A 12,822-nucleotide genomic window follows, 5' to 3' on the forward strand; every position below is an offset into this window, starting at 1 on the left:
TTGCGCCTTTCTCATGAAGCATCAAAGGAATCCCCATGAAGTCTTCCCGCCATTACAACCACCGCCAACGCAAGAAGCTCCATATCGGTGAGTATCAGGAGCTGGCGTTCGAGGTGATGGCCGATGTCTCCGAGTCGGCTCGCCAGGGTGATCCCGAGGCGCTGCTCGATCGGTTCCTGCAAGAGGCGATCGAGGCGAACGGGCTGCTGATGGCGGGCGCCATCGACGATTACCAGTTGTCCGCCTATGTTCTGCTGAACGCCGCTCGCGGTTCGGTGAGCGCCGAGCAGCGCGAAGCGGTCGAGAAGTGGTTGCAGGCATCGGGCGACTTCGAGAACGTGCGCGTCGGGCCGCTGCGCGACGCGTGGTACGGCGTGGACCAGGAGTAATAGGGATAGGGCAAAGCTGCTACGGGCCGGGCGGCTAGGGTGGCCGCGTGATGGCCCGCAGCCGGAAGCGGTGAAAGCCGTATCGTCCGACGTGGAACGGCGCCGGCGTGAAGCTGCGCGCCGAGCCATGGAGGATCGACGCCGTGTTCCGGCGGCTCGAATACATCCTCGACGCGCTGGACCTCGATGGCACCCTGACCACGACGGCCGCCGGCGTTGCCGATCTTCCTCGATGCCGACGACGGCCGCTGGTGGGAGACCGCGCCGGTAGTGGAGGCGTCGCCTGCGCCTTTGAGATGCCGGACGGCCGCAAGCGTGTGACGCACAAACTCCACCGACGATATGTCGGTGGGCGAGCTCAGCGAATACCTGGCGAAGATGCAGGCCGCGGCGGTCTCCGGCGTCTGCTTCCACGGGTTTAATTGCTTAGCAAGGAGCAGGGCTTCCGCGCGGCGAAGTGAATGAAGCCTATTACCAGGTGCTGGAGGACCCGGCGCTGGCGCGGCCGGAACACAAGTTCGTGGCGCACGGCCTCGTCGAGGACCGTACAACCTGCGATGCGCCGGAAGGCCTTGCGGCGCGGCGAAAAATGGCTCGCGTTTTTGCACCAGGCGGCATAGATCTTTGCCAGACTCGCAGCAAAGCCCCTCAAGTTGGGGGCTTTTCTTTTTTACGGTTCATGGTTGAATGCTTAGCTTCAACTATGGAGAAGTAAGAATGGGTCAAAACTCGTTGGCTTGGGGGCGCTTGACTATCGGCGCCACCCTTGATGAAACGGCGAAGAGCGCGGTGCAGAAGTTGACGACACCTGCCGCAGGGGAAAATCGGTCGCCCGGCATCGCAGTGTCCGGCATTGACGACTACACCCTTAAAGTGGAAGGCCACCGGATGGTCCTCATCGCGGAATATCGGCGCGCGGTCGACGAGAGCACCCGTGGCAGCAAGTCGCTTGTGGGCCTTATCGAGTTTCGCCGCCTCCGGGGTGATGTCCCTGAAGGCGGTCCAGTCCACACAATGTGGTTTGATTCGGAAGGCCGCCTTTCGGTGTCAGGTCAGCCGGACGATGCGGTGGACTACGTCCTTGGCAATCATGGCGACTATCATCTCGACGCGCGAAATGCCTTCTTGGAGCAGATGGCAGTTGTGCTAGATCGGCTTTTGCCGAGGATAGGCACCCTCGGCGTCGTGATAGCCGTAAGATTTATTGTATCGCCCCGCCGGCAACGCCGCGCGGGGCGTTTGCTTTAGAGCCCCGGATACGACGGCGAGCGCGAGTTGATGTCGTCGACCGCATCGGAAAATCGCCGCGCTTCGTCCGCGAATCCTGCATTGCTTAGGTCGCGCAGTGTCATGCGGGCAAAGTTTTGGAACTCGCTCCCGGCACCGCTCGCAGCCCCTGCCGGCAAGTGGTCAATCAGCGCGATAGCGAAGTGCTGAAGTGCGGCGACCTGGGCCTGCAAATTCTTGATGGTTTCGTCCATGCATACCCCTTTCGTGGGTGGTTGAGAAGCTTACAGAGCTCAATTGTTCCACGACTTCGGGTTAGGCTCGTCGTCATGGTCATCTAGCCGCCGAGGAAAGGAGATCGGCAGCGATAAGTTCTGCGAGAAGCTCAGCTCTAGATAGCCGGTTCGCATCGTATAGCGCGTAAGCAAAGCCGAGCCGGGGGCATTGAAAGGTCGTACCAAGAACTAGTGCGTCTTCGGGATCGTGGCTGGCGAAGCGGAAGCACAGATCAGCGAACTGCTCGGGCCGCCAGGCATTGTAGTGCGGCCTGAGCAATGCAAGCTCGGATTCAAATACCCATCCCCGGCCTATGATCCCGTTCACGACAACGGGTCCGACGTCCGGGCGCAGGAAGGCTTCGCGTAGCTCATCATTCGTAGGGAATGGCGACGCTGAACTCATGGTGTTTGCCGATAGCGGAGAATAGCCATTATTCCATTCCGACAAATTCGTCTCGACATGACAAAAGCAAAGGACATCGACTGGGTCGCTGTCGAAGCGACCTATCGCGCCGGCACCGAGCCGGTGACCGCGATCGCCGCGAAGCACTGCATCAGCCATACCGCCATCAACAAGCGGGCGAAGGCGCAAGACTGATCCGCAATTGGGGCGCCGCCAAGCGCCCCTCCCTTTGGACAGTCCTTAGCGTTGTAGCTGGCCAACGTGGCGGCGGAAGACCTCGGTGCGAGGGGAAAGGGACATGGAATCCTATGACGGTAGATTGAACAGCGCGGAAGCGCCGAATATCAAGCCGATAAGAAACGCCCCGAAGCTTCCGTAGCCAATGATGTATCCCCACCGTTCATACTTATGAACCCGCGCGTCATCCCGCCGAAGTAACTCATTCTATGGAATTGAACCGCGCAGGAAACTTGCATAGTCATCGCGCCATTGTTCTAGCAAGTAGCCGATTAAATGCAGCGTATATGCGCGAGTAAAACCGGCATTTACCAGGCCAATAGCGAAGAACGCAATGGAAGCGACAGCAGCGCTCGAATGTCTTACCTCTGCGACGGCGCCTACGAAAGCGAGCATGCCAGCGAGCGCTCCGCCATTTACAGTTAGTAGATAACTGTGTGCGCCTTCGGATTGCGCTATAAGGATGCCATTGAGTTGGCTCCAGCGCTCATCATAGTATCTTTGAGCAGACGTCAAAGGAGTTTGACTCTGTGACATCCGGGCATCTCTCCTGCGGATCTAAAGGAGTACCGGACTACGCTCGCATAGGGTTGTGCCTACGGCGCCGTGCAGCCATAGGACGCCGGTACGACTATTGGAATAACGTCAAGTCGACGTTATCTGGTTTGAGCTTCAAAATCAACATATCGTAGTACCAGGCCAGCGCTCCGAAACCAACCGCGAAGGTGAGGAGGGTGGCTTTCAGTCCGAGCCCCACGCGGTCGCCACCGAAAAGTGTGAATATGAACCCAAACAAGGACAGGCCAGAAAGCAGCTTACAGCCAAGGAGAAATAGACCGCGGAAGGTGCGCAGAAGGTGAAAGAGGATGGTCTTGAATGCTCGCATACGTATGGGATGGTTGTGCCGATGGTGGAATCTTCGTATCGGCACTGGGCGCAAATTTCTTTACCCCTCTCAAGAAGGGTGTTTGGTTGCCGCCAGGTGGTACTTTTCTCTCCAGAGTCCAAGGTATGCAGCAGGCTAGTCGCCACAGCCGCTCCAAGTGGGTACAGCGGTCGCAAGTACCCACCACGCGGCCCAACACCTCTCAGGAGCCCCCATGTTCGACCACGTAAAATTCGGCGTCACCGACTACACCGCAAGCAAGGCGTTCTTCCTGAAGGCACTGGAGTCGCTGGGTGTAGCGGTGGCCTCGGAGGGAACACCGTCCTACGGCGTCGAGCTTTGCCCCCCAGGCAAGCCTTCCCTCTGTCTGTTCCAAACCGACGAAAAACCAGCCCATCTCCACCTCGCCTTCAAAGCCGAAACACGCCAACAGGTGGATGCCTTCTATCGCGCAGCGCTCGAAGCGGGTGCAAAAGACAACGGCGCCCCCGGTCTCCGCCCTCACTACCACCCCAACTACTACGCCGCCTTCGTCATCGGCCCCGACGGCCACAACATCGAGGTCGTTTGCCACGAGCGTGAAGCAGCAGCCTAAGCTGAGGCCAAACCTACCGCTGCACCAAATCCCTGACCCCCTGCCGGCAAAGGCTGACGAAATGCTGCGCCGCCGATGACTGGCCGCGCCCGGGGTGAAACGCCAGGATTGCGCGGAATCGGACCGCGCCGGCGAACGGAATACTGCGGAGCCCAAGCGCCAGATAGGTCCGTGCGACAAGCGGATTGGTGATTGCGAGACCCGCGCCGGCCAGCACCAGTGCGCACTGCGTATGGCTGTACGGCGTTGTTGCGACGAAGCGGGGTGCGATCTGGTGCTCGGCGAAGGCGGCTTCCAGTTGTCGTTGGGCAGGGTCGGCGGCGTCGAGGCCGATCAGCGGTGCGTCGGCCAGGTCTGCGACGCTGACTTTGGCCCTGGCGGCGAATGGGTGGGTGGCCGGCACGATGCAGACGGCCGGCACGGCGTAGAACTCGGATGCGGTCAGGCCGCTGGTGTCGACCTCATCGCCCATGAAGGCCAGGTCGAGCTCGCGTTGCAGCAGGCGCTCGCGCAGCGCGCGCGAGCTGTCTACCTCCAATCGGCAATGGCTGCGCGGATAGCTGTGCGCGAAGCTGGCGACCGCCATCGGCATCACGCTGGCGGCCATGGCGTGCAGCGCGCCGACGCGCAGCATCGTGTCCTCGTGCTGGCGGAGCAGGTCGATCTTGCGCTGGACGGCGTCGAGGCCGATATAGACGCGTTCGACTTCGTCCATCAACGCCGCCGCCTCGGCGGTCGGGACCATGCGGCCCTTGCTGCGGTCGAACAGTCGCAGCTGCGCGATCTTCTCGAGTTGCAGGACGATCTGCGTCACCGCCGGCTGGCTGATATGCAGCGCCTCGGCGGCGCGGCGCGCGGAACCGAGGCGCATGACCATGCGGAATACCTCGATCTGCCGGGCACTGATGGACGGTTCGCCTGCGTCTTTCGCCGCCTCTTTCATAGGGACCCTATAAGTTCGTCTTATTGCAAAGCTGCAATGGCTTTGATCGCAACGGCGTGCCGGGCCGTAGACTTCGCCTCATGCAATCGTCGTCTTTCGCCATGCCTCTCGACCGTTCATCGAAGCCGCTTTCGGCCATCAACCCGACTCTCAACCCGGCACTGCACGCGCTGCAATGCATCAGTTGCGAGGCGATCTATCCCGTTTCCGATCTTCCGGAAGGCTGCCCGGCTTGTCACAGCCGGGGCCGACCCAGCAGTGTCGAAGCGGTCTACGACGCGCGAGCCTTCGATTTTGCACCAAAAAGCACAGGTTATCGCTGGGGGCACTGCCTGCCGTATCTGAATGGCGTGACGCTGGGCGAGGGCGACACGCCCTGTCTTCCGGTGCCTGCGCTGGCCGAGCTGGCTGGCGTCGCTTCGTTATGGATCAAGAACGAGGGCGGGAACCCGACCGGCTCGCACAAGGACCGCATGTCGGCCCAGGCGGTGAGTCGTGCGCTGGCGATCGGCGCGAGCGAAGTGGTGCTCGCCTCGAGCGGCAACGCGGCGGTATCCGCCGCGGCCTATTGCGCGGCGGCCGGCCTGGCGTGCGAGGTGGCGACCTATCGGGACCTGCCGCCGATCTTCGATGCGGCGCTGCGCTACTACGGGGCGAAACGCATCGTTTGCGAGACCGGTCATGCGCGGTGGCAACATGTGCGCCAACGCGTCCGCGACGATGGCGCGTTCCCGCTGACCAACTACAGCATTCCCGCGGTGGGCAGCCTGGTGTTCGGCGTGGAGGGCTATCGCGCTGCGGCACTCGAATGGGTGCACCAAGGTTGCGAGCCGGACCATGTCATCGTGCCGACCGCGCGCGGCGACCTGCTGTGGGGCATCTATAGCGCGCTGCGCGATCTGGTGGCGGCGGGGCGGCTTGCCCGCGTGCCGCAGCTCTGGGCCGTCGAGCCGTTTCCGCGGCTGTGGCGCGTGCTGGCCGGCGAGCCGCAGCAAGGCGATTTCTATGGCGCCACGCAGCAGTTCTCCACGGCGGGATCGACGGTGACCGCGCAGCAGGTCCTCGCGGTGACGCGCTCTGGCGGCGGCGCGGTGGTCGTGGGTGACGATGCCGCCCGCGCCGGCACCGCAGCGCTGGCCTCGGCAGGATTCTGGGTCGAGCTGTGCGCCGGGGCAGGGCTCGCCGCGGCGCAAATGCTGCGCGCCGATGGGCGCATCGATGCATCGCAATCGGTTCTTCTGATGTTGACGGCACGGGGCGATCGCGACCCCGCGCAAGGCTGACCCTTATACAGGCTGGAGTGTTCCCATGACGCTGCGCTATCTGATCGCCTCCCTCGCAATCTGCCTCACCGCCCATGCCCCCGCGGCCATGTCGGCCTATCCGGAAAAACCCATTCGCCTCGTCGTGCCCTGGGCCGCGGGCGGCAGCACCGACGCGCTGGCGCGCGCCGTGGCGCAGCGGATGAGCGAATCGATGGGCCAGCCTGTGGTCGTGGAGAACCGGGCAGGGGCATCGGGCCGCATCGGCGCCGAGGCCGTGGCAAAGGCGGCCCCCGACGGCTATACATTGGGCGTCATCGAACTGGCCCATACGGTCGCGCCGTCGGTGTTCCGCCAGATGCCATACGACCTGCTGCGCGATTTCACGCCGGTCTCGCTGCTCGGCGAATCGCCGCTGGTGCTGTTCGCCGATAGCACCCGCTATCGGCCCGGGGAGGCCCAGCGCTTCCTTGCCGATGCGCGCAAGCAGGCCAAACCGCTGCAACTGGCCACGAGCGGCAACGGCACGATCAGCCATCTGGCGGCCAAGATGCTGGAGGCGCAGGCCACGATTCCCATCGATGCGGTGCCATACCGCGGCTCCGCGCCCGCGCTCACCGATGTCTCCTCGCAACTGGTCGCGGGCCATTTCGCCACGCTGGCAAGCGGCAGCAGCCTGCTTGGCGCGGGCAAGATCACGGCGCTGATGGTTACCGGACCGGCGCGCATTGCCGCGCTGCCGAATGTGCCGACCGCCGCCGAAGCGAAACTGCCGGCGCTGCAGATCAGCCAGTGGTGGGCCATCGTTGCACCGGCACGGACGCCGTCGACGGTGGTCGCGCGGCTTGGGGACGAGGTGCGGGCGGCGCTGACCAATCCGCAGACCAAGGCGCGGCTGGATAGCCAGGGCATCGAGCTGAAGGCCTCGTCGCCCGCGCAACTCGGCGACAGGCTGCGCGGCGAGGTCGATCGTTGGGCGGCGCTGGTAAAGCAGGCCGGCATTCAGCCGGAATAAGGATCGGCGCGGATCCCGTCATCGCGGCGGGATCCAATCGATCATCAGGCACGGTGGCCCGTGTCGCCGATCGCGGCCAGCAGGGTATTAGGCGCGTTGGTCCGTGTCGCCGATCGCCGTCAGCAGGTATCAGGCGCGTTGGCCCACGTCGCCGATCGCGGCCAGCAGGTCGTCCGCGTGGACCATCAATTCGCGTACGCGCCGCAGCGCCCGGTATTGGTTCAGCACGGCGCTCCACTGCGGCGATTCCAGCAGTTGATGCCAGACCGGCTCGAGTTCTCGCGAATCCGCCTGCTGCGTTTCGATCAGCTTGCTGGCGAATGCCAGCGTGGCCGGTGCGGACAGCAGCTGCATCCGGCTCGCTGCGCTCAGCACGCGTGGATTGGATTCGGCGGGCGCATCGCTGCAATACAGGACCTTGCTGGCGACCCCGGCCTCGTCGGTTGGCAGCGCGCTCAGCGAGGCGCCACGCAGGCGCACGGTGCCTTGTTCCGTCTGGAATGCATACGTGACGTGTTGCTCGGCGTGGGCGAGCAGGCGCAAGCCGCGCAGCAAGCGAGGGAGATCCGTCGTGGCCGCATCCACCGAAGCCTTGGCTTCGACGAGCAGGCAGACGTCCCACGCCGGTGTTTCGTCGTCGGCCTCATCCTCCGTGCTGGCCTGCCTGAGCAATACCGCATCCCATTCGGTCTTGGCTCGCTCGTGGCTGGCCGGCAGCGACGCCGGCACGCGCATCGAAGTCACCACGCGGTAAGGCGCCGACGTTCCCTCCGCGTCGTTGAGCCGCTGTGCCAACGCGCGAAGCGCTTGCGCCGCCAGGGCTTCGACTGCGGCCCCGCGCTGCCGCGAGGAAACGCCCTGCGCCGTCGCGGTGGCGGTTCCCGAGCGAGGACCTTGCCGGTCCCATAGCGAGCGATATTGGCGGACCTGCGCATCCGAGCTCAGCGCTTCGAGGCGTCGCAAGCGTTCCAATGCGGGGCTGTCCAGCAATTGCGCCAAGGCGGGCTGCAGCGGGGCTGCGTTCGGCGTTGCGTTCGGCGCCTCGTTCGAGATCGCCGGCATGGCGAGCAGGCGTCGAACGGTATCGTGCAGCGCAGCCCACGAGGAGGCCGAGGCCGCCGCGTGGAGCTGCGTCATTGCCTCGCGCTGCGGGCCCGAAGCATTCCGCTGCGGTTTGTTCGGGTGGGCCACCGCGTTGACGGCGGCCAGCACCAGCCTGCGGTCCTGCTCGGCGCGGGCCGCCAGCGATGCGTACTCGCGCACCTGGGGCACCCGATGCCGAAGGACCATCGCCTGGAAAGCCGGGTCGCCCGCATCCGGCCGGATCGCGTCCCGCACCATGCGCGCGAGCGATTCGACGAACAGATGCTTCAGTGCGGCGCCCGGAACTTCGCCGCTGGCGAGCGCGAGGCGCGCCTGCTCGATGGTTACCGCCAGCGCCGTCGCCGGATTGGCCTCGTGAATCCGTTCCGACACGGCGCCGATCGCCGGCAAGCGATACCGGCGTGCGACGGCGCACAGCGTGTTGTCGAGCAGGACGGGCGGTGGCGGCAGCGGCAGGGACATGCGTGCAATGGTAGCAATGACTCACGCGCCCAACGACTCCAGCGCCAATGAAGCCCGCACCAATGATGCCCGCACCGGATACGCCCGCGCCGATGACTCCAGCACCGATGACTCCAGCACTGATGACTCCCGCACCCCAACGCGCCCCGATGTCCCCCGGGGGAACCGCCACGCAGTCCTGTTAGCCCGCGCGCGCCATGGCACCGAGGCGCCCGAGCACGTCGTCCAGCTCGGCATTCAATGTCGCCACCAGTTCCGCCGCCGGCAGCGAACGCGCCAACGGTGCCGCCTGGCCCGCCCATTGCGCGGCGAAGTCCGCGCTGCCGGCCGCCTTGGCCGCGGCGTGAAGCGCCTTCCCGGCGTCATAGGTGATCGGGTAATCGGGGATCGGCGGCGCATCGGCCGCGACGCCCAGTTCGGTGAAGCGATTGACGAAGCCCCGCGCGGCGCGGCCGGAGATGGCGCGCGTCAGCGTGGTGGGACGCGTCTGGTCCGCCAGCAGCGCTTCGCGATACGCGGCATCGGCCACCGTCTCCGGGCATGCCACGAACGCGGTACCGAGCTGCGCCGCTGTCGCGCCCAGGGCCAGAGCGGCCGCGATGCCGGCGCCGTCCATGATGCCGCCCGCCGCGATCACCGGCATGCAGGTCTTGCGCACCAGCAGCCGGACCAGCGCCATCGTGCCCAGTCCTTCGTCGAAACCCTGCGTATCGAACACGCCGCGATGGCCGCCGGCCTCGACGCCCTGCGCCACCACGGCATCGATCCCGGCCGCCTCCACCTGGCGCGCCTCGGCGATCGTCGTCGCCGACGCCAGCAGCACGATGCCGGCCTCGCGCAGCGCGTCGATCCATGCCTGATCCGGCAGGCCGAAGTGGAAGCTGACCACGGCCGGCTTCTCCTGCAGCAGCATCTCGAACATCGCCTCGTCGGCGACGAAGCTTCGATAGATCTCGCGCAGCGAGGCCGGCGCGGTCGCGCCGAATTCGGCGAAGCGCGGCGCCAGGTAGTCGAGCCAGCCGCGTTCGCGCTGCGCATCGGCCTGCGCCGGCACATGGCAGAACAGGTTGATGTTGAAGGGCCGATCGGTCAGCGCGCGCGTGTCGCGAATGGCCTGGCGTGCGGCATCGGCGTTCATCGCGCCGACGCCGAGCGAGCCGAGGCCGCCGGCGTTGGAAACGGCCGCGGCCAGCGCCGGCGTGCTGACGCCCGCCATCGGGGCCTGGATGATCGGCGTCGACATGCCGAGCCGGGCCAGCAGCCCGTTCTCAGCGGAAGATTCAACGGAAGAGGGGGTCATCGGATGCTCCTTCGGGATCGGGCCGCTCAGCCTTGGCGCAGCTCGTGCAGCAATGCTTCGTAGGCGGCGGTGGTGAAGCCGGCGCGCTTGACCAGGAAGGTATGCGCGGAGCGCACCGGCACGGTGTGGAAGTCGTCGCTGTCGCGATGCAGCGCCAGCAGCGATTTGGGCAGGATGGCGAAGGCCGACCCCGCGCTGACGCAGGCCAGGATCGCGTGATAGGAGGGCATTTCTCGCACGGTCAGGTTGCGGCGCAGGCCCTCGTCGGCCTGTGCCAGCCATTCTTCCGCGCAGCGGCGATAGGTGCAGCCGCGCGTGAAGCCGGCGAGCGTGCGCAGCCTGACGTCCTGCGGCCGGCACACGCGCTGATGGCTGGCCGGCAGCACCAGCACCAGTTCCTCGGTGAACAGGAACGTGCCTTCGAGCCCCGGCGCCATGTCCTCCATCGACAGCTGGCGCGGCGAGCCATTGCCCGGGTGCGCGACGATCGCGCAGTCGAGCTGGTGCAAGGCGACCGCATCGGCCAGCGCCTGCGCGGTGCCGGTGCGGATCTCGACGTCGACCAGCGGATAGCTTGCGTGATAGCGGGCGAGAGGCTTGGGCAGTCTGGCCGCTGCGGCGCTTTCCATGGTGCCCAGCCGCAGCTTGCCGGTGGGGACGTCGTGCCGCATCGCCTGCCGCGCTTCCTCGGCCAGCGCCAGCAGCCGATCCGCATAGCCAAGCAGCTTTTGCCCTTCGGCGGTCAGCGTCATGCGCTTGCTGTCGCGCTGGAACAGCGTCACGCCGAGGCTGTCCTCGAGCTGCTTGATGCGCGTGGTGACGTTCGATTGCACGCGATCGAGCGCGCGGGCGGCCCGCGTGACGCTCTGCTCCTGCGCCACGGCGCGGAAGATTTCCAGTTCGGCCAGTTCCATCCGGATGCGGCGCGGTGTCTCTCGCCGTTCTCAATTCAGGAATGAAGATGGATCAAATATCCTGTATCGAGAACGATAAGTCAAGGCGACCACAAAGGTCGAGGCGGCCACGAAGGACCCACAAAGGACCCACAAAGCAAAAAGGGAGAACGCAGTAAGCGTTCTCCCTTCTGGAGCGTTCGACAGGGTGGTCCGGCGTGGCCGGCCCCCCAGTTCGATCAGAAGTCCTCGGCGTCCACGTCGTAGTTCGCCGGCTCCCAGCGGATCGCCAGCAGCGCCAGCAGGCCGGCCAGCGGCGCCAGCGCGATGACCCAGAACACCTTGGTGCTCAGCGCGGCGGCCAGCACCGGGAACAGGAACAGCGACAGCGTGGAGCTGGCGCGCATCAGCGTCTGGTTGAAGCCCACGCCCACGCCGCGCAGCGAGGTTGGGTAACTCAGCGAGGCATAGGTCATCGTGTGCGCGCCCGGACCGAAGCCCTGGCCCAGCAGGAACACGGCCAGCAGCGCGATCGCCGCCACCACTTCGCTGACCCCGTCCGGTTTGCCGACCAGCGCCAGGCCGACCAGCGCGGCCAGCTGGAACGCGTAGCCGACCACGGTCAGCTTCCACGCGCCGACCCGCGGCACCAGCCGCACGCCGATCAGTCCGCCGACGAAGGCGAACAGCAGGTTCAGCGCCAGCGAGATCAGGATCGTGTTCAGCATGGTCTGCGCCAGGAAGCTGGCGATGATGACCGGCAGGCCGAATGCGACCGCGTTGTAGGCGAACGACGAGGCGATCGACATGATCGTCGCCAGCACCGTGCGGCTGCGATAGACGCCCTGCAGCAGCACCGCGTAGTTGCCCCAGGACGCGGCGCGCTTGGCGGGCTTGGCCACCGCGTCGGGTGCAACCACCGCGTCGATGCCATAGGACCGCTTCAGGATCCGCGCGGCCCCTTCAAGGTCGCCCTGGTTGGCGGCCCACACCGGCGATTCGCTCATGTACTTGCTGCGCACCGCGATGATGACCAGTGCCGGCACCGCGCCGAAGCCGAGGATGATGCGCCAGAGCAGGCCGCTGTGCGACTCGGGCAGGACCGCGTAGCACAGCAGCACCAGCAGATACGACACGCAGATCGCCGCATACCAGGTGGGGCACCACATCGCCACGCGCGAGGCCTTGTTGCCGCGGCCCTGCAGCTTGGAGAACTCGGCAAGGAACGCCATCGCCACCGGCAGGTCGATGCCGACGCCCAGGCCCATCACGAAGCGGGCACCGGCCAGCACGTATTCGTTCGGTGCCAGCGCGCAGGCGATGGCCGCCACCACGAAGAACAGCATGTCGGCCATGAAGACGCGATAGCGGCCGATGCGGTCGGTGAAATAGCCGCCGAGGAACGCGCCGACGATGGCGCCGAAGGTGATCGCCGACGCGACCATGCCCGTGCCGGCCGGCGTCAGGTTGAATTCGCGGGTGACGTCCTTCAGGCCGAAGGCCAGCGCGCCGAGGTCGTAGGCGTCCAGGAACACGCCGCCCAGCGCGATCGCGACCACCATGCGCGCATTGCTGGCCTGGGCGCCGCCCTGGTTGACCAGTTGCGAGACATCGGCGGCGGAGCGGATGACGGCCTTGTTGGGTGGAGCGGCGGTGGCGGCCGCCTGTTGCGCTTCGGCAGGGGAGAGGGTGAGGTCGACGGACATGGCGATCGTGATGGGAGCATGCGCCGCGCGCCGGGAGGGGCGGCGGCGCGGCGAATGCTACGCCAGCACGATCGCTGATCCAAATGACTTATTGTTATATCTTTAAGGACGCTGGAATTCCG

The 12,822-nt window shown here is 65.6% G+C and carries 15 protein-coding genes; 7 read left to right on the forward strand and 8 right to left on the reverse strand.

Annotated features, from left to right (window positions below; genetic code table 11):
- Positions 1 to 35 precede the first annotated feature (35 nt).
- The 3 genes from K7G19_RS00315 to K7G19_RS00325 all read left to right on the forward strand — a co-directional run bounded on the left by K7G19_RS00315 (position 36) and on the right by K7G19_RS00325 (position 1,637).
- On the forward strand, positions 36 to 389 hold the full coding sequence (locus tag K7G19_RS00315; protein ID WP_226105112.1) for a YggL family protein: 354 nt from the start codon (positions 36 to 38) through the stop codon (positions 387 to 389).
- A gap of 457 nt (positions 390 to 846) precedes the next feature.
- Positions 847 to 1,104, forward strand: coding sequence for a hypothetical protein (locus tag K7G19_RS00320; protein WP_226105114.1), 258 nt, complete (start codon positions 847 to 849; stop codon positions 1,102 to 1,104).
- Positions 1,105 to 1,106: 2 nt separating this feature from the next.
- Positions 1,107 to 1,637 (forward strand): hypothetical protein, encoded by a 531-nt coding sequence (locus K7G19_RS00325; protein ID WP_226105116.1) that lies wholly within the window; start codon positions 1,107 to 1,109, stop codon positions 1,635 to 1,637.
- On the opposite strand, the gene K7G19_RS00330 is transcribed toward K7G19_RS00325, so the two are convergent.
- Positions 1,634 to 1,870, reverse strand: coding sequence for a hypothetical protein (locus K7G19_RS00330; RefSeq protein ID WP_226105118.1), 237 nt, complete (start codon positions 1,868 to 1,870; stop codon positions 1,634 to 1,636). The two genes, K7G19_RS00325 and K7G19_RS00330, sit on opposite strands and share 4 nt — an antisense overlap.
- A gap of 484 nt (positions 1,871 to 2,354) precedes the next feature.
- Between K7G19_RS00330 and K7G19_RS00335 the strand changes: the two genes are divergently transcribed.
- On the forward strand, positions 2,355 to 2,492 hold the full coding sequence (locus K7G19_RS00335; RefSeq protein WP_226105120.1) for a hypothetical protein: 138 nt from the start codon (positions 2,355 to 2,357) through the stop codon (positions 2,490 to 2,492).
- Positions 2,493 to 2,741: 249 nt separating this feature from the next.
- Here K7G19_RS00335 and K7G19_RS00340 read toward each other — a convergent pair whose 3' ends face one another.
- Positions 2,742 to 3,071, reverse strand: a complete 330-nt coding sequence (locus K7G19_RS00340; RefSeq protein WP_226105121.1) for a hypothetical protein — start codon at positions 3,069 to 3,071, stop codon at positions 2,742 to 2,744.
- Between the two features lie 94 nt (positions 3,072 to 3,165).
- Positions 3,166 to 3,420 (reverse strand): hypothetical protein, encoded by a 255-nt coding sequence (locus K7G19_RS00345; RefSeq protein ID WP_226105122.1) that lies wholly within the window; start codon positions 3,418 to 3,420, stop codon positions 3,166 to 3,168.
- Positions 3,421 to 3,634: 214 nt separating this feature from the next.
- On the opposite strand from K7G19_RS00345, the gene K7G19_RS00350 reads away from it, so the two are divergent.
- Positions 3,635 to 4,015, forward strand: coding sequence for a VOC family protein (locus K7G19_RS00350; protein ID WP_226105123.1), 381 nt, complete (start codon positions 3,635 to 3,637; stop codon positions 4,013 to 4,015).
- Positions 4,016 to 4,028: 13 nt separating this feature from the next.
- On the opposite strand, the gene K7G19_RS00355 is transcribed toward K7G19_RS00350, so the two are convergent.
- Positions 4,029 to 4,958 (reverse strand): LysR family transcriptional regulator, encoded by a 930-nt coding sequence (locus K7G19_RS00355; protein WP_226105124.1) that lies wholly within the window; start codon positions 4,956 to 4,958, stop codon positions 4,029 to 4,031.
- Positions 4,959 to 5,059: 101 nt separating this feature from the next.
- Between K7G19_RS00355 and K7G19_RS00360 the strand changes: the two genes are divergently transcribed.
- Complete coding sequence (locus K7G19_RS00360) at positions 5,060 to 6,241, forward strand: pyridoxal-phosphate dependent enzyme (RefSeq protein WP_226105125.1); 1,182 nt, start codon at positions 5,060 to 5,062, stop codon at positions 6,239 to 6,241.
- A 25-nt stretch (positions 6,242 to 6,266) separates the two neighbouring features.
- Complete coding sequence (locus K7G19_RS00365) at positions 6,267 to 7,235, forward strand: tripartite tricarboxylate transporter substrate binding protein (RefSeq protein ID WP_226105126.1); 969 nt, start codon at positions 6,267 to 6,269, stop codon at positions 7,233 to 7,235.
- A gap of 129 nt (positions 7,236 to 7,364) precedes the next feature.
- Here K7G19_RS00365 and K7G19_RS00370 read toward each other — a convergent pair whose 3' ends face one another.
- The 4 genes from K7G19_RS00370 to K7G19_RS00385 form a co-directional block, all read right to left on the reverse strand.
- On the reverse strand, positions 7,365 to 8,801 hold the full coding sequence (locus tag K7G19_RS00370; RefSeq protein ID WP_370639457.1) for a 3-deoxy-D-arabino-heptulosonate 7-phosphate synthase: 1,437 nt from the start codon (positions 8,799 to 8,801) through the stop codon (positions 7,365 to 7,367).
- Between the two features lie 181 nt (positions 8,802 to 8,982).
- Positions 8,983 to 10,101, reverse strand: coding sequence for a nitronate monooxygenase family protein (locus K7G19_RS00375; protein WP_226105128.1), 1,119 nt, complete (start codon positions 10,099 to 10,101; stop codon positions 8,983 to 8,985).
- Between the two features lie 26 nt (positions 10,102 to 10,127).
- Positions 10,128 to 11,015 (reverse strand): LysR family transcriptional regulator, encoded by an 888-nt coding sequence (locus K7G19_RS00380; protein WP_226105130.1) that lies wholly within the window; start codon positions 11,013 to 11,015, stop codon positions 10,128 to 10,130.
- Positions 11,016 to 11,233: 218 nt separating this feature from the next.
- Positions 11,234 to 12,700 carry an MFS transporter gene (locus K7G19_RS00385; protein WP_150082401.1) on the reverse strand — a complete coding sequence of 489 codons (1,467 nt, stop codon included), beginning with the start codon at positions 12,698 to 12,700 and terminating at the stop codon, positions 11,234 to 11,236.
- Between the last annotated feature and the right edge of the window lie 122 nt (positions 12,701 to 12,822).

It is taken from the genome of Cupriavidus sp. DB3, assembly GCF_020418465.1.
Taxonomy (GTDB): Bacteria; Pseudomonadota; Gammaproteobacteria; order Burkholderiales; family Burkholderiaceae; genus Cupriavidus; species Cupriavidus cauae.